This is a genomic window from Gammaproteobacteria bacterium (genome assembly GCA_028819075.1).
In the GTDB taxonomy this organism is placed as follows: domain Bacteria; phylum Gemmatimonadota; class Gemmatimonadetes; order Longimicrobiales; family Gaopeijiaceae; genus BD2-11.
The window spans coordinates 167,299-186,503 of record JAPPMM010000049.1 but is presented as its reverse complement, the minus strand read 5'-3'; the positions used below and the strand labels follow the sequence as shown (position 1 = coordinate 186,503).

12 protein-coding genes are annotated in these 19,205 nt (G+C 69.7%); 7 read left to right on the top strand and 5 right to left on the bottom strand.

Annotated features, from left to right (window positions below; translation table 11 throughout):
- Positions 1–58 precede the first annotated feature (58 nt).
- Positions 59–1,405, bottom strand: a complete 1,347-nt coding sequence (locus tag OXU32_13830; protein MDE0075032.1) for a hypothetical protein — start codon at positions 1,403–1,405, stop codon at positions 59–61.
- 325 nt (positions 1,406–1,730) lie between these two features.
- On the opposite strand from OXU32_13830, the gene OXU32_13825 reads away from it, so the two are divergent.
- The 5 genes from OXU32_13825 to crtI all read left to right on the top strand — a co-directional run bounded on the left by OXU32_13825 (position 1,731) and on the right by crtI (position 9,002).
- Complete coding sequence (locus tag OXU32_13825) at positions 1,731–3,413, top strand: aldolase/citrate lyase family protein (GenBank protein ID MDE0075031.1); 1,683 nt, start codon at positions 1,731–1,733, stop codon at positions 3,411–3,413.
- 248 nt (positions 3,414–3,661) lie between these two features.
- Positions 3,662–4,627 (top strand): cobalamin-dependent protein, encoded by a 966-nt coding sequence (locus OXU32_13820; protein ID MDE0075030.1) that lies wholly within the window; start codon positions 3,662–3,664, stop codon positions 4,625–4,627.
- 7 nt (positions 4,628–4,634) lie between these two features.
- On the top strand, positions 4,635–5,438 hold the full coding sequence (locus OXU32_13815; GenBank protein ID MDE0075029.1) for a carotenoid biosynthesis protein: 804 nt from the start codon (positions 4,635–4,637) through the stop codon (positions 5,436–5,438).
- A complete protein-coding gene (locus OXU32_13810; protein MDE0075028.1) occupies positions 5,414–7,414 on the top strand; it encodes a squalene/phytoene synthase family protein in 2,001 nt (666 codons plus the stop codon). The genes OXU32_13815 and OXU32_13810 overlap by 25 nt, the downstream gene beginning before the upstream one ends.
- Positions 7,415–7,421: 7 nt before the next feature.
- The gene (crtI, locus tag OXU32_13805) at positions 7,422–9,002 is read left to right on the top strand and encodes a phytoene desaturase family protein (protein ID MDE0075027.1); all 1,581 of its coding nucleotides are present in this window, start codon (positions 7,422–7,424) and stop codon (positions 9,000–9,002) included.
- Positions 9,003–9,024: 22 nt separating this feature from the next.
- On the opposite strand, the gene OXU32_13800 is transcribed toward crtI, so the two are convergent.
- From OXU32_13800 to OXU32_13790, 3 genes are read right to left on the bottom strand one after another with little or no spacing between them, the layout of a single operon-like run.
- A complete protein-coding gene (locus tag OXU32_13800) occupies positions 9,025–10,146 on the bottom strand; it encodes a glycosyltransferase family 4 protein (GenBank protein ID MDE0075026.1) in 1,122 nt (373 codons plus the stop codon).
- A 47-nt stretch (positions 10,147–10,193) separates the two neighbouring features.
- Positions 10,194–11,078 carry a cation diffusion facilitator family transporter gene (locus tag OXU32_13795; protein MDE0075025.1) on the bottom strand — a complete coding sequence of 295 codons (885 nt, stop codon included), beginning with the start codon at positions 11,076–11,078 and terminating at the stop codon, positions 10,194–10,196.
- Between the two features lie 54 nt (positions 11,079–11,132).
- A complete protein-coding gene (locus OXU32_13790) occupies positions 11,133–13,184 on the bottom strand; it encodes a S9 family peptidase (GenBank protein MDE0075024.1) in 2,052 nt (683 codons plus the stop codon).
- A gap of 216 nt (positions 13,185–13,400) precedes the next feature.
- Between OXU32_13790 and OXU32_13785 the strand changes: the two genes are divergently transcribed.
- Positions 13,401–16,007, top strand: coding sequence for a CehA/McbA family metallohydrolase (locus OXU32_13785; GenBank protein MDE0075023.1), 2,607 nt, complete (start codon positions 13,401–13,403; stop codon positions 16,005–16,007).
- Between the two features lie 8 nt (positions 16,008–16,015).
- On the opposite strand, the gene OXU32_13780 is transcribed toward OXU32_13785, so the two are convergent.
- On the bottom strand, positions 16,016–16,612 hold the full coding sequence (locus OXU32_13780) for a hypothetical protein (protein MDE0075022.1): 597 nt from the start codon (positions 16,610–16,612) through the stop codon (positions 16,016–16,018).
- 95 nt (positions 16,613–16,707) lie between these two features.
- Between OXU32_13780 and OXU32_13775 the strand changes: the two genes are divergently transcribed.
- Positions 16,708–19,173, top strand: coding sequence for a DUF1592 domain-containing protein (locus OXU32_13775; protein MDE0075021.1), 2,466 nt, complete (start codon positions 16,708–16,710; stop codon positions 19,171–19,173).
- The last annotated feature ends 32 nt before the right edge of the window (positions 19,174–19,205 follow it).

Below are 19,205 nucleotides of genomic sequence, written 5' to 3'. Positions count from 1 at the left end.
TCCGCGCTCCCGAATGCCCGCCGCCCCCCAACGCCTCCCCGTCCTGTCGGCCCAGCCATCAGTTGAAGCCCTGGATGCCGCGGAAACGGTTGTTCACGACGTTGTTGAACAGCGAGCCGAACTGAAACGAGAAGCCGAGGCGCACGTTGTAGTCGTACGACGTGGCCCGCAGCCGCAGCGCGAGCAGCGCCTCCTCGTCGGTCACGCCCGCCGCCGACAGGTAGATCTGGTCTTCGACCCGCCGGATGTTGCCGCGGGCGTTGATGCTGAAGCCGCGCACCACGCGATAGTCGATATCCCCGCGCAGCGAGATATTGTAGAGGCTGGTGTCGTGGAGGAACTGGGATCCCTGCAGGGTCACGCCGGCGTCGCCCCAGTCCTGGCGCTGCGAGAAGTCGATCTCGAACGAGTGTTCCGCGCGGGTCTCCTCATCCTCCCCGAACGTGGTCGTCTCGAAGTATTCCCGGTACGCCGCGCCGATGCGATAGGAAGCGGTCAGCGAGCGCCGCGTCGCTTCCTCGTACGGGAAAAAGCTGTACTCGATAACCGGGGTCAGCTCGACCCGGACACGCTGGTTGAACCGGGTCGTGCGCGCGGACTGCAACTGCATCCCGGTGGACCAGTGGTCGGCGAGCGAGTAGACGGCGGTCTGATTGAAGTTCCAGTCGACCCTGGTGTCCGAGAAATCGCCGTCGTCGAGCTCTACGTTGAGCCGGTTGTAGCTACCTCGGAGGTTGGTGCGCACCTTCCACGTCGGGGTCACCCGGGATACCGAAAAGCTGCCGGAGCTCTGCGTTCTCGTGCGGGTTGACTCACCGTCGAATTCTCCGCTCCCGTTGATGCGGAATACCCAGAGATCCCACGGATCCTCGACCTCCGAGCGTGAGACCACGCGCTCACCCGTAATGTCCCGCGGCTCGGCGCTTACCAGCGTCACGATGTCGCGAAAGCCGGCGCTGCTGGCAAAGCTCGCCAAACCGACGCCCAGTGCGTGGGCGACCCCGTCGAGCTGTTCGCGTCCGGTGTCGGTGGGGAACGACTGGTACCGCACCGCGGACTCGTAGCCTTCGTAGGGACCGTAGCCGAGGTAGTCGAATCGGAACTCCCTGCCTCCGCTTCCGGTGCCCAGGCTGGTAATGATCACGTGGACATCGGCTGCATCGGGCACGCGCACCCAGTTCACCCAGTCGATCTCGGTTCGATAGTAGTCGAAATCGCACCTGGGACCGGAGCAGTCGAAGAAGACGTTCGGCCTTTCGACGGGTGGGGCTTCCTGGGCTGCGGCGCGCGAGGGCGCGGCCGCGAGAACCGTGAGCAGAAGAGGTGTGAGAGCCGACCACGCGGCCCGGGCAAATCGCCCTGGCAGCCCGGCGCCTCGCCGCTCTTCGTGCACGCGCGGATTCATCCGCGGACTGCCGGTCAGGCGGGAAGGGGCTCGCGCGGGATCGCTAGCGGAGGCTCGGCGGAAGGTAGTGGGCAACGCGATGAGGATGGCTGCTGAAGGATGCTCGGGTTGCGGGCCGTCGTTCCTCGGAGCCTCCCGGCTCCACGGCAAGGACTTCGGAAGATGCCATAGTGTTGAGCACGGCGGTAGGTGCCCGGCGGGGAGCGGGCCGTTACTGGCATTTCGGCCGCCCGCGCATGCATGATGCGTCATGCGTGCCCGTGCGACGCGCCGTGGTCGCCTTGGCGCGTCAGCCATCCCCGTCCCCGCTCAGGAGGATCGTCCCATGCGCCCGCTCCGACCCTCGTCCGGCTCCCGCGGTCTGTCCGCGACCCTCCTTCTCGCCATAGCGGCGGCGGTCGCGTCGTGCGCACCCTCCGGGGATGCGCCCGGTACGCAGGAGCAGACCGCGGCCTCCGCAACCGGGGCCAACCCGATGGTCGATCTGCTCGCGACCGGCCAGCCCGTCTTCGGCATCTTCTCCGGCGAGCACACGCCCGGGCAGGGCGCACGCATGGCGCGCAACCGCGAGGTCGACTTCGTCTTCTACTCGCTGGAGTCCGGGCCCTTCGACATCCCCGCCATGGAGGCGTACATGGGAGGGATGCGCGAGGGGGCGGGCGAGTACGCGCCCCAGCCGGTGGCGTTGCGCATCCCGCCCATCCGGGACGGGGCCGACTCGGCCCGGGTGCGCGCGCGGGCGGGGCTGGATGCCGGCGCCCATTCGATCGTCTACCCGCACGTGGAGAGCGTCGAGGAGGCGGAGCTGGCGGTGGGGGCGCTCGGCGACGCGGGGTGGCCGGGCAACCCGGACGGCAACCTGGTGAACATCCTTCTCATCGAGGACCGGGTGGGGATCGAACGCGCGGCCGAGATCGTGCGCACCCCCGGGGTGAGCGTGGTGATCCCCGGCCCGGGCGACCTGCGGCGCGCCTACGAGGGGGACATGGAGGCGGTGGAGGCCGCCATCCAGACCGTCCTGGCAGAGTGCCTGGCGGCCGGCGTGGCGTGCGGCATCACGGCCGGACCCGACGACATCGGTGAGCGCCTCGACCAGGGGTTCCGGTTCTTCATCGTCACGTCGCCGGAGGCGCTCGCGGTGGGGCGCGCTCACGCCGGGCGGGCGGAGGCGGAGGTCGCGCGCGCGACCAGCACGATCGGGCTCTGGGAGCGCAACCTGGCCGCCTTCGGGGTGTTCGTCCCGCCGGAGTTCGCCGGGGGTGGCGGGCCAGGAGCGGCAGCGGCACCCGGGGCGGGGCCGGGAGCGGAGCCGGGGGCGGGCCCAGGCGCGCGCGGCCAGAGGGGCCCACCGCGGTACACCGTCGAAGGCGGGCGTGAACTGGCGCGCAATCCCCTCCTGGACTTCGTCTTCCTCAACCTCGAGCGGAGCTACGACCCGGCCGCGGTGGAGGCCATCGCCACGGGCCTGCGCTCCCCCGGCGCGGTCGGCCGCAAGACCTTGCTGGTGCGCATCCCGTCCATCGAACAGGATGGGGAGGAAGCGACCCGCGCCCGCGTGCGGGAGGCGCTCGAGCTGGGTGCCGACGGGGTCGTCCTGCCGCACGTCCGCAACGTAGCGGAGGCGCGCGCCGCGGTGAGCTTCTTCGAGGACACGGGCGCGGACGTGTGGTCGCCCGCCAACCCGGACGGCACGGTGATCGCCATGCTCATGGTCGAGGACCCGGATGCGGTCGCGGAGGCCGCCGCCATCGCGGACGTGCCCGGCTACAGCGTGCTGGCGTGCGGCATCGGCAGCCTCACCGGCGCCCTCGGCGGCGACCGCGAGGCGGCCGAGCAGGGCAACCAGGCCGTCCTCGCCGAGGCCACGCGGGCGGGGCTCGCGGACATGATCACCGCCAACGCCGGCGACATCGGGCAGCGGGTCGGTGAGGGTTTCCTCGGGCTGCTCATGCAGGTGGGCGGCGCGGAGGAGGCCATCCGGCTGGGGAGGCAGGCGGCCGGACGGTAACCGCCGGGCGGGAGCCCATCCTGACACGCATCACCGGGGCCGGCCCGCGCGGCCTCGGGTCAAACCGTCCTGAGAGACCACGATGAGCGAATTCAGGGGCCGTTTGCAGCCGTGCGTCTGTTTCATACCGATTATCAGTTGTCTGTTACGCGTATTTGATGCTATCATGACACCTGCGCCCGCTCGCAAACCGCTCACGCGTTGCCCCTACGAACGCTTTGATCGTATCCCCAGCCAACCCGGAGCCCGTGCAGCTCGGCACACGCGAAGTTGCGGAACTGCTGGGCGTGCATTCCTCCACCGTAAAGCGGTGGTTCCGGGGGGTTCGCGGGTCTGGTGCATCCGGCGCCGCCCGCCCTGAGCCCGCTTCGGCGGGCGCCCGGGTCGGGACCACCGCCGGGGGCCACCGCCGCATCCCGCTGGACACCGCCCTGCGCGTGGCGCGGGAGCGCGGCAACGAAGTGTATCTGCACTGGTTCGGGGACGACGCCGGGGCGGTCTGGACCGCGGTTCAGGCGCTGGAGGGCGGCAACGCCTCGCCGGCGCGAAACCTGCTCGTCGGTTGGCTCAAGCTTGGGCGGGCGCACCTGATCGGTCGCTTCCTGCGCCATGTGACGGCGGTTGATCCGATCGGAGCGCGGATTCTGGACGGCGTGCTCGGAGGGTTCCTGCGCAGGGTGGGCGAGGGGTGGCGGCGAGGGGAACTGCGGATCGCCGACGAGCGCGCCGCCACCCGCGAGGTGAGCGAAACGATTATCTCTCTGGTCGGAGGGAGCGGCCATGCCGACCGGCGGCCGGGCCCGCAACCGCCGGTGGCCGTCGTTGGCACCCTCGAGACCGACCGTCACGGCCTGGGCGCTCTCCTGGTCCGCCTGATGCTGGTGCAGCGCGGGTGGGCGGTCGAGTATCTGGGCACCGGCCTGCCGATCCCGGAAATCGTGGCCGCGCAGCGAGCCCGGGGAGCCGCGCTGGTGTGCCTGTCCGTGACGCCACCATCCGGCCCCAACGACGTGCGACGGTTCATCGAGGTCGCGGGCAAACTCGCCGATCCCCGACGGCCCTTCGCGCTCGCGGTCGGAGGCACCGGCAGCCGAGGAACCCGATCCGCCGTGCGCGGGTGGCCGCTCGGCCGGTCCGGGCGGTTCGCCAGCCTGTCGGCGTTCCAGCGCTGGATGGACCGGCATTTTCCGCAGACCGCATCGATTCCCGCCTGATCCACCGATGTCCGGACTGACTCGCGTGGACCAGATCGGCCTCGCGGCCCTGGCTCTGTTCTCCATGGCATCCGTCGCGGGGTACGCCACCTTCGGACGGCATCCCGAACTGCTTGCCAGTTTCCCCTCGTCCGCCGGGTTCTTTCCGGTTGCGTTCGAGTTCTTCGCCCGCGGCCACATCCTCGTCGCGTTCGCGGCGCTGGCGATCTCCCTCTCGGCCCGCGCCGGATGGAGCTGGCTCCCGGGACTGGCAGTGGCCGGAGGACTGTCGCTGGGCGCCGAGCTGCTGGGCACCGCCACCGGGTTTCCGTTCAGCGCCTATCGCTACACCGAGCTGCTGGGATACCGGGTCGCCGGGCTGGTTCCCCTGCTGATTCCACTCAGTTGGTTCATGATGGCGTTTCCTTCCTACGTCATCGCGAACGCCATGGCTGATTCACGAGTCGCGCGCTGGGGAATCGGGGCGCTTCTGCTGACGACCTGGGATCTGACGCTCGATCCCGCGATGAGTTCGCTGACGCGGTACTGGGTATGGGAGACGCCGGGGCCGTACTACGGGATGCCGCTCGTCAACCTGGCCGGGTGGTTCGCGACGGGGGTGGCGATCATGGCCGGGTTCGACCTGGTGCGGGCGGACGAAGCAGCCCGGCGCATCCCCGTCCCGCTCATGGAGACGTACTACGCGACGGTGCTGGCGCTGTCGCTTGCGATGACGCTGGTCGGCGGATACCGGGGAGCGGTGATGGCGACCGTGGCCGTGCTGGCGCTGGTGAAGGGGGGGCAGCGGTGGGTAGCGCGCGAAGCACGCTAGCGGCCAGCGGCCTCGTCGAGACGGGGCTCGCCAGGGCGGGCAAGGCGGCCTCCGAGCGGGGGGTTGCGGTGCCGCCCCTGCGCGGCAAGCTGCTCCGCCCCCGGACCGCGCTGGCCTTCGTGCCACCGGAGCGGCGCGACCGTCTCACCGATCGCTTCTGGCTTGGCTGCCTGGCCGTGCAGATGGCGCACGAGGCCTCGCTCCACCACGACGATGTCCTCGACGGCGGAGCGAAGCGCCGCAACTCCTCCTCCCTGCTGGGTGCGAAGGGCGCGGGCGCCGCCCTCCTCGCGGGGGACCTCTGCCTGACCGGGAGCTACCGGGTCGCGCTCATGACCCGCTCGGAGGGATTCCTGACCGCCTTCACGGAGGCCGTGGAGACAACCGTCCGGGGCGAGAAGATGCAGGGGGAAGTGTCGGCGCGCGGGTGCCACGCGGACGGATACCTGGAAGTGGTGCGCGCCAAGAGCGGTGCGCTATTCGGGGCGGCGGCGGGGCTGGCGGGCTGGGCGGGCGATGGCGCAGCCATCCGGTCGGCGCGCGAACTCCGCGAGCTCGGGATCGAATTCGGGGCGTTCTATCAACTGGTGGACGACTTCCTGGACTACTGCCCCGGCGACGATACCGGCAAGCCCAAGCTACAGGACTTCCGGAACCGGGTCTGGACCTCCGTGCTCGGCGACCGCGGACCCCGGTGGTTCGATCTCACCCCCGAAGAGGCGCTGCGCGAGTTCTTCCGGAAGAGGACTAACGGTACCGAACATGTCCCCGCCGCTCCGTCCATGGCACACGAGGCGTTGGAGGGTCTGCGCGCGCGCGGCTCGAAGCTGGCGGGCAGGCTCCTCGCGGCAAAGGCCGACCCGGCCCTCGTCGACCTCATGCGCAGATGGGTCCGGCGCTGCGAGCGCGCGGCGGCGCAAGGTCTTGCGAGGCGCCCCGCGCCGCGGATCCCCGCAAACGGATCCGCGTCCCGCCTTTCCACAAGCGGCCGGCGGCGGGCGGACGGGCCGGCCGCGCCCCCCGCCTTCACGACGATCACCTCCATCGCGGCCCGCGCCCAGGCGCTCGGGGCCCGGCGGGAGTGGGGACGCTACTTCGCCCGCCACAGCCGCAGCTTCTCCTTCGCCGCCCGGCTCTTCGCGCCGGAGGAACGCAGGAGAGTGCGGGAGATCTACGCCTGGTGCCGGTTCACGGACGACCTGGTGGACGAGACCTCCGCACCCGGCGTCGACCTGTATCGAACGCTTGACGCCTGGGCCGCGATCTGCCGGGCGGCCTACGACGGCGAGGCGACGGGGATCCCCCTCGCCGACGCGGTCATGGGCGATATGGCAAGCCGGCGCATCCCCTTCGACCTCGCGTCCGAACTCATCGAAGGCGTGCGCATGGACGTCGAACCGCGCATCTACCGGACCATGGACGAGCTGCGCCTCTATACCCATCGCGTCGCGTCGGTGGTGGGCGCCTGGCTGACGTATTCGTTCGGCGTGCGCGACGGCTGGGTGATCGAGCGCGCACACACGCTGGGGCACGCGATGCAGCTCACCAACATCATCCGCGATGTCGGAGAGGACCTCGCGCGCGGGCGGCTCTACCTCCCCGCCGACCGCATGGCCGCCCATGGCGTGAGCCGGGAGGCGCTCCTCGCGGTGCGGGCGCGCGCGCGACGTGGAGGCGGAGTGGGAGCGGCGTACTCCGGGTTGCTCGAGGAACTCATGGGCATCGCCGATGCCGCCTATGCCGACGCCTACGAAGGCATGCCCCACCTGCCGGCTTCCTTCCAGCGCGCCGTGGCGGTGGCCGCGCAGGTCTATCAGGGCATCCACGACCAGGTGCGCGCCAACGGTCACGACAGTCTGAACCTCCGCGCCCACACCTCCCTGCCGGCCAAGGTGGTGCTCGCCCGCCGGGGCTACGGGCGCCTGCGGGCCGGGCGGCGGTGGCGCGTCGAACGGCACCCCGCCGCGCGAGGGTAGGCGCCCCATGTCTTCCAGGTCCGCCGGGCGCACCAACGGCGCGGCGCCGCGTCCACCGCAGGGCGGCTCCGACGGGTACAAACCGCTCCGCGCCGTCGTCATCGGGAGTGGCTTCGGCGGCCTCGCCTCGGCCATCCGCCTCCAGGCGGCCGGAGTGTCCACAACCCTCGTCGAACAGCGCGCCCAGCTGGGCGGACGGGCGGGCCAGCTGCGCCGGAACGGATACGTGTTCGATACCGGCCCCAGCCTGATCACGGCTCCGGCGCTCCTCGAAGACCTGTTCGCGGCGGCCGGCCGACGCCTCGGCGACTACGTCTCCCTGGTCCCCCTCGACCCCTTCTACCGGGTCTGGTTTCACGACGGCACCTGGCTCGACTACACCTCGGACATGGAGCGCATGAAGGCGTCGATGGCCAGGTACTACCCCGGCGACGCGGCGCGCCTCGAGGACTTCTTCGCCGCTCTCCGGCCCATCCATGACGCCGTCATCACCGAGGGGCTGGGGGCCCGCCCCTTCGACACGCTTGCCGCCATGGTCCGGTTCGCGCCCCGGGTGGCCCGCCTGAACGCCTGGAGGCCGGTCGCCCGCTCCGTGGCGCGACACTTCCACAACTGGCGACACCGTTTCCTGTACTCGTTCCATCCTCTGTTTCTGGGAGGCAACCCGTTCCGCGCCCCCTCCATCTTTCTCATGATCCCGTACCTGGAGAAGGAAGGCGGCGTCTGGTACGCGCGCGGGGGCATGTACAGCCTGGTCACCGCCCTTGAGACCGTCTTCCGCGAGATCGGCGGCGTCTTGTACACGGAAACGCCGGCACTGCGCGTGGAGGTGCTCAGGCGAAGGGTGAGGGGCGTTCGCGTGGGCGGGACGGGGGGCCGCGAACTGCCCCGGTCCTTCCTTCCCGCCGATATCGTCGTGAGCAACGCCGACCCGGGGCACACCTACGGGCGGCTCCTGGGCCATGTGCGCCGGCGCCGCTGGACCGACGACCGGCTCGCGCGCCTGCATCAGTCGATGAGCTGCTTCCTGCTCTATCTCGGCGTGCGCAGGCGTTACCCGCAGCTCATGCACCACACCATCATCGTCGGGCCCCGGTACGAGGGCCTGGTGCGGGATATCTTCGACCGGAAGACGCTGGCCGGAGACTTCAGCATGTACCTGCACACGCCGTCCCGGACCGACCCCTCCATGGCGCCTCCGGGCTGTGAGAGCATGTATGTCCTCGTGCCCGTTCCGAACGCCGCCTCGGGCATCGACTGGGCCATCGAGGCTCCCCGGATGACGCTTCGCGTCCTCGACGCCCTGGAAGCCTGGGGGCTGGAGGGGCTCACCGGGGCCGTGGAGGTGCGGGAGGTCTTCACCCCCGACGACTTCGCGACCCAGTTCGGCGCGGTCCTGGGCAACGCCTTCGGAATCGAGCCCAGGCTGACCCAGACCGCCTGGTTCCGGCCGCACAACCGGAGCGAAGAGGTGGGCGGGCTCTACCTCGCGGGAGCCGGAACCCATCCCGGCGCGGGCGTGCCGGGCGTGGTCCTCTCGGCCGCGGCGACCTGTCACGCCATCGCGCAGGATTTCGGGTTGGGATAGTGGTCGGCCCGCTCCCCGGGCCTCAGGACACCGCCTCGCCGGAGGAAACCGCAAGCAGAAAGCGCTCCACCGCGACGCTGGTTGCGTCCCACGACAGCGACTCGGCGTAGGCGCGCGCGCCCGCTCCGAGTTGCCCGCGAAGTTCCCCGTCCGTGACCAGCCTCCGGACCGCCCCGGCCAGGGCTTCGACGTCGCCGTGGGGCACCAGCAGTCCGGTCTTTCCATCCAGCACCGCCTCGCGCAGCCCGGGGGCGTCACTCGCGACCGAGGGCGTGCCGCAGGCGCCGGCCTCGAGCACAGTGATCCCCCAGCCCTCCTTGGGAGACGTGAGCCCGTGCACCCACGATGTGCGCATCAGGTCGATCTTCGTCCGGTCGTCCACGAATCCGAGGAAGATGACCCGATCCTCCACGCCCAGCTCGCCTGCCAGCCGCTCCAGCTCCGGGCGGGCGTCGCCCGCGCCGGCCACCTTCAAGTCGACGCGCAGTCCCTGCCGCGCAAGCTTCGCCACCGCGCGCACCAGCAGATCGACGCCCTTGTAGCGCTTGAGGCGTCCCAGGTACAGCAGAGAAGGCGCGGGCGTCCTGCGGCCCTCCGCGTGCGGCGCGTAGTGCGCGGTGTCGACCCCGACCGGAATGACCTCCATGGGAGCCCGCAGTCCTCGTCGGGTCAGGTCGTCGCGCGTGCTCCGCGAAACCGCAATGGTGGGCCGGCGTCGATACACCAGCGGGAGCGGCCGCTCCATGAGCCAGGTCGCCGCCGCGAGGGGGAAGGAGGCTTCGCGGAAGGCGGTGAGCCCGAACAGGTGGTGCACGAGCGGCACCACCGGGGCCGACGCCCACCACGGAGAGAAGAGGGGCACCTTGTTGAGGTTGTCCACCACCACGTCCCAGCGTTCGCGCCGCAGGTTGCGCAGGTAGTACCAGGGCGCGGCCATCGAGAAGGTGTAGCGTCCGCCGGTCCTGTGAACCTCGATGCCGTCCAGCCGCACGCGGGGCTCGCACTCCTCGAAGCCCGAGGCCAGCAGCGCAACCTCGTAGCCCCGTCCGGCGAGTCGGCCGAAGACCTGGTGGACGTGCTCTTCGGCTCCACCGGCCTGCGGGTTTTCCCGGTCCTGCCAGTTCAGGACGAGGATTCGCCGCACGGGGTCACGCCGGCCGCGCGTAGGCAATCAATTGGTCCACGCGATGGCTAGCCGCGCCGCCCGAGCCGCGCAGCGACGCGGGGATCTTCCTTCCAGTTCGCGGCCGTGGTCTCCAGCTGGACGGTCACGTGCCGGATGTCGAACTCCTCGTTGGCGATGGTCCGGATGCGGCCGAGCAGGGAGTCCATCTCCCCCCGGCGCTCCGGGTCGACCAGGACATGGGCGGCGAGGGCGTCGCTTCCCGGCGTCTGCGTCCAGACGTGCACGTCGTGCATCAGGGTCACCCCGGGCAGGTCCTCGATCCGGCGGCAGAGCCGGTCGACGTCGATGTGCTCCGGCGTGCCCCCGCGCAGCACGTGGACGACGTGGGCCAGCAGGCGCCAGGTGTTGACGAGCGCCAGGATGGCGATCAGGGCCGCGCACGCGAGATCCGCCGCCTGCCATCCGAACATCTGGATGGCCAGGCCCGCCAGGACCGCGGCCGCCGGACCCATGACGCTCGGGAGGGTCTGCTCCAGGGCGTGCGCGGCGCCCCCGTGCTTCTGCGCGGGCTGTCTCAGCATGAGCATGACGATGAGATGCACCGCCAGCCCGATCACCGCGATACCCAGCAGGAGACCGCCGTCGACATCGGAGACCTCGCCGAACCGGCCCCACGCCTCGAGCAGAATCCACGCCGCGATCCCCCACAGCACGAGCGCGCTGGCCAGAGAGGCCACGATGTCGGCGCGCTGGTAGCGGAAGGTGCGCCGCACCGCGCCAGCGGGCGCGTCCGATCCGGCCGCCAGCAGCGCCGGTCCCAGGGCCACGCCCAGGGTCAGGCCGTATCCGGCGTCGGCGAGGAGCGCCAGGCTGCCGGACACGATGCCGCCGGCCACCTTGGCAATGGTCACGGCGACGACGAGGGCGAGCAAGATGCGCAGGCTGGTCATGGATTCGGTCCGGTTTGCGAAGGAAAGGGGGTTGGCGGGGCGCGCCGGCTGGCCTCAGCTGGCCCGCGGGGTCGCCCGGTATTTGTCGAACCAGGCCACGATGTTGGCGATCTTGGCCATGAGCTGGCTGGGTCGCCGGCTCATGTCGTGGGAGGCCCCGGGCAGCCGGATCACCGCCGTGTCGATCTCGCGCATCTTCAGGGCGTGGAAGAGCTGGTACGACTCCGACAGCGGCGTGCGCAGGTCCTCCTCGCCGGTGATGATCAGCGTCGGGGTGTTGATTTCGCCGGCCAGGGACAGCGGAGAGAATTCCCAGTAGGGGTCGGGGTTCTCCCAGGGCAGACCGTCATAGCGGCTGAAGTAGTAGCCGTACCAGTTGTCCGCGGTGAGCGTCTTGCTGATCCAGTTGATGACCGGCTTCTGCGCCACCGCGGCGCGGAATCGATCGGTCTTGCCGACGATCCACGCGGTCATGATCCCGCCCGCGCTGCCCCCGGTGACGAAGAGGTTGTTCTCGTCGATGTACCCCCTGTCGATCACCGCGTCGACGCCGGAGATGATGTCGTCGTAGTCCTGGCCGGGATAGTTGTGGTAGAGCAGGTCCGCGAACTCCTCGCCGTAGCTGGTGCTGCCCCTGGGGTTGGGATAGAGGACGACGTACCCCGCGGCGGCGAGAAGCTGCATCTCGGCGGAGAACCGGTCGCCGTAGTTGGAGACCGGACCGCCGTGGATCTCGACGATCAACGGATGGCGCCGCGCCGGGTCGAAGTCCGGCGGCTTGACGATCCAGCCCTGGATGGGACGGCCGTCGAACGACGATTCCCACCAGATCTCTTCCACCTCTCCCAGCGTGCGGTTTGCGAGCAGATCGTCGTTGAGCGCGGTGATGCGCCGCGGTTCGTTGTCGCCGCGAAGGCGCACGGCGACCTCGCCGGGCATGTCCGGGCGGGTCTGGTTGAGCGCGATGCTGCCGTCCCCCGCGACCGAGAACGACCCGCCCCCGTAGGGCCGGCCGTACGAAGTGCCGCCCAGGTCCTCCGCCAGCACGTCGATCTCACCGTCCAGCGTCACGAACCCGACCTTGGAGTTGCCCTCGTCGTCGTACTGGAAGTAGAGGCCGCTGCCGTCCGACGCCCACACCGGGTTCGCGACGCTGCGGTCCAGGCCGCCTGTCAGGACGCGCCCACCGCTGCCGTCCAGGTTCATGACCTGCAGCCGGCTCACCTGGTAGGTGCGCGTGCGGTCCTCGTAGCCGACGAAGGCCATCTGCCGCCCGTCCGGGGAGACCGCGGGGCTCTGGTCGGGACCGGAACGGTCGGTCAGGGCGCGAATCTCCCCGCCCGCAACCGGCGCGATGTACAGCTCGGAGTTCCGGTAGTCGAGCACCCAGTCCGGGTTGCGGTTGGACGAGAACACGAGGCTCCCGCCGTCGGGCGTCCAGGCCGCCGCGCTGGAGTGCTGGAAGTCGCCCGTGGTCACCTGGACCGGGGTGCCCCCCTCCGCCGGGATGACGAAGAGGTGGCTGTAGCCGAAGTCCAGGTAGCCGACCCCGTCCTGCCGGTTCTTGAAGCGGTCCTCCATGATGGGCGGAGCCGCCCACTCGGCCCCCTCGGGCGGGCGCGGCGGCGCCACCAGGCTGGGCGCCGGGTAGGGCACCAGCATGTTGAAGGCGATCCGGCGGCCGTCGGGCGACCAGCGGATGCCGCCCGGCGACTCGGTAAGCTGGGTCAGTGTGGCGGTCTCGCCGGTGTCCATCCAGCGCAGGTGGATCTGCCCACCCGCCGTGTAGGCGAGCCGGGTGCCGTCCGGGGACCAGCGCGGCGATCCTCCCTCGCCCAGGCGCCGGTGCCCGGACCCGTCCACGTCCACGATCCACAGTTCCGACCGGCGCCGGTCGCGCATGATGTCCATCGAGTTGCGCACGTAGACGACCCGGCTGCCATCCGGGGAGATCTGCGGGTCGGCCGCGAACTCGAGCGCAAAGACGTCCATGGGCTCAAAGTGGCTCTGTGCCGCCGCCGGTTGGGCGGTGGCCAGGGTTGCCAGAAGGGCGGCGGCGGCTCCCACCGCCAGCGGGTTTGTCAGGGGGCGATTCTTCTCATCCATCGGCTTGCTCGCGGAATTCAGTTGACGTACAAAGTCCTGCGCAAACTCCACCGGATGGGCGCGGACGGCAACCGGTCTCCTTCGTTTTCGCGCCCACCGCGCTGCCCGTCCCCGAACCGGCTGCCCGGTCCCGGGAAGCCGCAGCCCGGTTCGTCACACAGGTGCCTGACACCTATCCTGCATCCATTGTCGCTCATTCCCAAAGGAGATCGACCGATGAACCGCATCGCATCGCTGCGCGGTTTCCTCCGCGTTCCGCTCCTCCGGCCCGCCCTTCTTCTCGCCCCCGGTTTTGCCGCGGCCGTCCTGCCCTCCTCGCCGGTCCCGGCCTCGGCCGCCCAGGACGCCTACGAGTACCCGGACCCGTTCCCCGGAGGCTACCCGTCGCTCGCGGGTGCCGGTGGCGCGGGACGGATGTACATGGAGAGCTATTTTCCCCCGCCAGTGACGGCTTCCCCCACCTATCCCGCGTGGTCGCCGGACGGTGAAGAACTGGCGTTTGCGTACCAGGGGAGGATCTGGATCGTCCCGGTCGAGGGCGGGACGGCGCGCCAGTTGAGCAGCGGCCCCGGCTATCATTCCCAGCCCAGCTGGTCACCCGACGGGCGCCAGGTCGCCTACGCGGCCGACATCGACCGCAACTTCGACATCTTCGTGGTGGAGGTCTCGACGGGCGCGTCGCGGCAGCTGACCGATCATCCGTTTCTGGACCTCCGGCCCCGCTGGTCGCCCGACGGCTCGCGCATCCTCTTCACCACCGAGCGCGACGGCACCTTCGACCTCTGGGTGTACGACCTGGCGCGCGCGGCCGCCGAGCCGGTGATCGCCGATCCCGACGTGAACGACATGGCCGGCGACTGGGTCGGTTCGAGCGGCGACATCGTCTTCGTGTCCCGGCGTGGCGAGGCCGCGCTGGGCTCGGGCTCGCTCTGGCGCTGGCGCGCGGAGACCGGGGAGTCCGAACTCCTCATCCGCATCGAGACCAACTACCAGGCGGCTCCGGTCGTCGCCTCCCACGGGGGCATCGTCGCGTACATCACCGACGCGTCCGGCAACAACGATCTCTACGCCGTCCCCAGCGCGAAGTCGCTGCGCGGCATCCAGCCGGTGCGCCTCACGCACACGCGCACGGACGAGTACTTCCCGTCATGGTCACCGGATGGCGAGCGCATCGTCTTTGCCCGCAACGGCGGCACCGACGACCAGCCGCGCACCATCGACGGCGGGATGGGCTTCGCGCTGTACACGGTCGGGCGCGGCGGCGGGCAGCCCCGGCGAGTGCGCATCGACGGCTACGCGTGGTCGGAGCCGACCGGCCAGCTGCGGGTGCGCGTCACCGACTCCGGCGGCGAGCTGTTGCCGTCACGCATCTATCTGACGGGCGCCGACGGGCGGGCGTACTTCCCCCACGGCAGCTATCCGCGCGTCGTCAGCGTTACCGAGGACTACTACTTCCACAGCGACGGCAGCTTCACGGTGACCCTCCCCGCCGGCGAGGCGAGCCTGGAAGCCTGGCGCGGCTTCGAATACGAGCCCGTCTCGCGCCCCGTCGAGGTGCGGGCGGGCGAGCACACCATCGTCGAGGTCCAGCTCGACCGCTGGATCGACATGGCCGCCGAAGGCTGGTACTCGGGCGACAACCACATCCATCCCAACTACGGCGGGCACTACTTCATCACTCCCGCCGACCTCGGCGACAAGGCGCGGGCCGAAGACCTGAACGTGGCCAACGGCATGATCGCCAACTACTGGGGCAACAGCCGGGTCGAGGATCTGGAACACTTCCTCGGGCGCCCGCATCCGCATCCGCACGACGACCCCAGGACCATCGTCTACTACAACGAGGAATACCGGCCCAGCTTCTTCGCGCACCTCTCGCTGCTGAACCTGGTCGAACTGATCACGCCCTTCTACATCGGCTCGGTGGGCACCGCCCACCACGCCCTTTATCCCGACAACGCGCACGTTCTTCGCCGCGTCCACGAACAGGGCGGCATCGGTGGCTACGTGCATCCCTTCGGGCTCCGGCACCGCGACCCGGATGCCGCCGGAGCCGGCTCCGCCCGCGAATTGCCCGTGGATGCCATCCTCGGCCTGGCGGACTTCGTGGACGTGGCCTGCATCTGGAGCGACGAGCTGGGAACGGCCGAGATATGGTATCGCCTGCTCAACACGGGATCCCGCATTCCCGCGACGGCGGGCACGGATGTGATGTCGGACATCTGGCGGCACCCGGCGGTCGGCACCACGCGCACGTATGTCCATACCGGCGAGGACCGGCTCGACTACGACGCCTGGGCCGACGCCATGGCGGCGGGACGCGCCTTCGTGACCAGCGGCCCCATCCTCACCCTCGATGTCGCCGGCAGGGGAATGGGCGAGGAACTTCAGGTCACCGCGGGCGAAAGGGTAACGGTGAACGCCACCGCCGAGTCGCTCTTCCGCATGCACCGCCTGGAGATCATCCAGGACGGGCGCGTGGTGCACACGGTCGAGGCCGCCGAAGACGCGAAATCGCTCAGCGCCGAGCTGGAGATCCCGGTCGAGAACTCAGGCTGGATCGCCGCGCGCGCCCTGGGACCGCCACAGCACGGCGCCATGGACAGCTACCTGTTCGCCCACACCAACCCGGTCTTCGTCATCGCCGACGAGGAACCCATCCACTCCCGCGAAGACGCCGCATTCTTCGTGCGCTGGATCGATCAGGTGCTGTACGAACTGCGGTTCATGGACCGCTGGGACGACCCCGCGCACAAGGAAGAGGTTCTCGCCACCTTCGAGGAGGGACGCCGCCTCTATCAGGCTCAGGTGGACGATCCCTGACCGCCTTCTCAGTGCCGGTGGTCCTCGCGTCCCTGGTGCAGGACCACGTGAAGGAGGGTGCCCGCCACGAAGGCTTCCAGGAGGTGGCTGTCGACGGACGCCAGGCCGGTGATCACGCCGGTGCCTACCACGTACCCGGCCAGTGTCGCGGCAATGATGGCACCCACCCCGGCACCGGCTGCCCGCACGCCGTGACGCGGCACCACCAGCCACCATATGAGCAATCCCAGCGCCACCCGGTGAACCACCACCGCGAGGACGAAGGCCGGGGAAGCGCCGGCCGTGAGCGCGCTCCCTTCCAGCAGCGCGTGCACGGAGATGCCCAGCACGGCGAACAGGATGGTCGCGTCGTCGGTGTAGCGGGCCAGGGTATGGGAAAGTCGCTCGACCAGCGCGACCAGCCCGGCCCCGAGCGCCACTACCAGGACGGGCACCATACTCCGTTCGGCCCAGGCGTGCGGCACTACCTGGACCGCCACGAGAAGCGGAAGCGCGACGATGACCGCCGTGTCGAGCAGCCGAACCGTGCGCGGCCGGTGGTGCATCGTGACGTAGATGAGCACCCCGGCCAGCGGAGCCAGCAACGCTGAGACGAGAGGGAGCATGGCCACAAACTAGCCGTTTCGTCTGCTTGCGCGGAGGGTCCGCGCGAGCTATTCCTCTACGGTTAGGCGTCTTCAGGATCGTGGAGAGGAATGTCATGCGCGCACTTGCGGCATCGGGGCTCATCTCGGGACTTCTGCTTGCGAGCGGAAGCAGCTTCGTCGGCCAGGGCGCGGCCGGACCGGATCGGGGACCGGCGACGCGCGCGGGGCAGCCCTCGGCCGCCATCGTCGGCCACGGCTCCGCCACCATTGCCAACGAAGACCTCACCGCCGTGGTCGTCCGCTACTGCCAGGTCTGCCACAACGACTTTCTCCAGACCGGCAACCTTTCCCTGATCGGCTTCGATGTGGCCGCCGCCCCGAGCACGGCGGAGACGGCGGAAAAGATGATCCAGAAGCTGCGCGCCGGAATGATGCCGCCGCCGGGCATCCCGCGCCCGGGAGGCGACACCCTCCAGCTGCTGGTCGAGACCCTCGAAGCCAACATGGACCGGGCCGCTGCGGAAGCCCCCAACCCGGGCGGCCGCACCTTCCAGAGGCTGAATCGGGCCGAGTACCAGAGGTCGATCCGGGATCTTCTGGAGATCGAAATCGATGCGGCGAACTTCCTTCCGCTCGATACCAAGAGCGCGAACTTCGACAACATCGCCGACGTGCAGGCGCTCTCGCCGACGCTTCTGAGCGCCTATCTCAAGGCGGCCAGCGAGATCTCCCGCCTCGCGGTGGGCAACCCGCTCGCGGGGAACCAGGAGACCACCTACCGCATTCCCCGGCTCGCCTCCCAGCGGGAGCGCGTGCCGGGCGCACCCTACGGTTCCAGGGGCGGCACCTCCGTCGTGCACAACTTCCCCGCCGACGGCACCTACGAGTTCAGCGTTTCCTTCCACTACTCCCCGGAAGGCTACCTCTTCGGCCGTAACGAGCCGGGCGAGGCCGTGGACATCTCGATCGACGGCGAGCAGGTCGCGCTGCTTCCCGTCGACCGCTTCATGGGCGAGGTCGACCCCGGCGGCAAGGGCCTGATCCTCGAGACCGGCCCCATCCAGGTGCGCGCGGGTCCCCATCGAGTCTCCGCGGTCTTCATTCCGACCGAGCGCGGCCCGGTGGACGATCTCTTCTCCGCGCACGGACACAGCATCGCCGACACCCAGATCGGCATCGGATACGGGCTCACCATGCCGCCCCACATCCGCGACCTGGTGATCAAGGGACCGGCCAGGGTGACCGGCGTCTCGGACACCCCGAGTCGCCGCAACATCTTCTCCTGCCGTCCCACCGGACCGGACGAGGTGCGGCCGTGCGCCCGCGCCATCATCGAGCGGATCGCGACCGACGCCTACCGCCGGCCGGTGGATGAGGCAGACCTGACCGGGCTGATGGCTTTCTACGACCAGGGTGAGCAGGAGTCCGGCTTCGAAGGCGGCGTCCGTTACGCCCTCGAGGCGATCCTCGCCAGCCCGCACTTCATCTTCCGCTTCGAGGAATGGCCGGAAGGGGTGGAACCGGGCGAAACCTACCGCATCAGCGACATCGATCTGGCCTCCCGCCTCTCCTTCTTCCTCTGGGCGTCGCCTCCGGACGAGGAGCTGGCGAGCGTGGCGCGCACGAATCGGCTTTCGGGACGAACGTTGCGCGAACAGACGCTGCGCATGCTGGCCGATCCTCGCTCAAGCGCGCTCAGCAGCCGTTTCGCGGCGCAGTGGCTGCGCCTGTCGGACCTGGAGAAGCTGAACCCCGACATGGTGCTCTTTCCGGACTACGACCAGCAGCTCGGCGATGCGCTCATCCGCGAGACCGAGCTTTTCTTCGACCACCTGTTCCGCGAAGACCGGCCGGTTACCGAATTCATCACCGCGGACTACACCTTCCTGAACGAACGCCTGGCCACCCACTACGGGATTCCCGGGGTGGTCGGCGAGGAGTTCCGCAAGGTGCAGTACCCGTCGGAACGGCGCCGCGGCGTCTTCGGCCACGGCAGCGTGCTCGCCCAGAGTTCGCTCGCCAACCGCACTTCCCCGGTTCTGCGCGGGAAGTGGGTGATGGAGGTCATCCTCGGCACGCCGCCCCCCCCTCCCCCGCCGGGCATACCCGACCTCGACGAGACCGAGGGTACCGAAGGCACGCGCATGCTCACCACGCGCGAGCGCATGGAAATCCATCGCGCCAACATGGTCTGCAACGCCTGCCACCAGTTCATGGATCCGATCGGGCTGGCGCTCGACAACTTCGACGTGACCGGCCGCTGGCGCATTCGCGAGAACGGCATCGCCCTCGACACCCGGGGCCAGCTCTACGACGGCACGCCGCTCACCAGCCCCACGGACCTGCACGAGGCGATGCTGCGGCTGAAGACACCGGTGCTGCGCAACTTCACGGTGAACCTGATGGCCTATGGCCTGGGACGCCGCGTGGAATACTACGACATGCCCGCCGTGCGACGGATCGTGCGGCGAGCCGAAGAGAACGACTTTCGTCCTTCCGAGTTCATCCTCGGCATCGTCGAGAGCGACGCCTTCCGCATGCGCAGGGCAGCGGAACTGGCTACGGAAGCACAACGCTGAAGGCGCACAACGAGACTACAGGACAGGGCTAC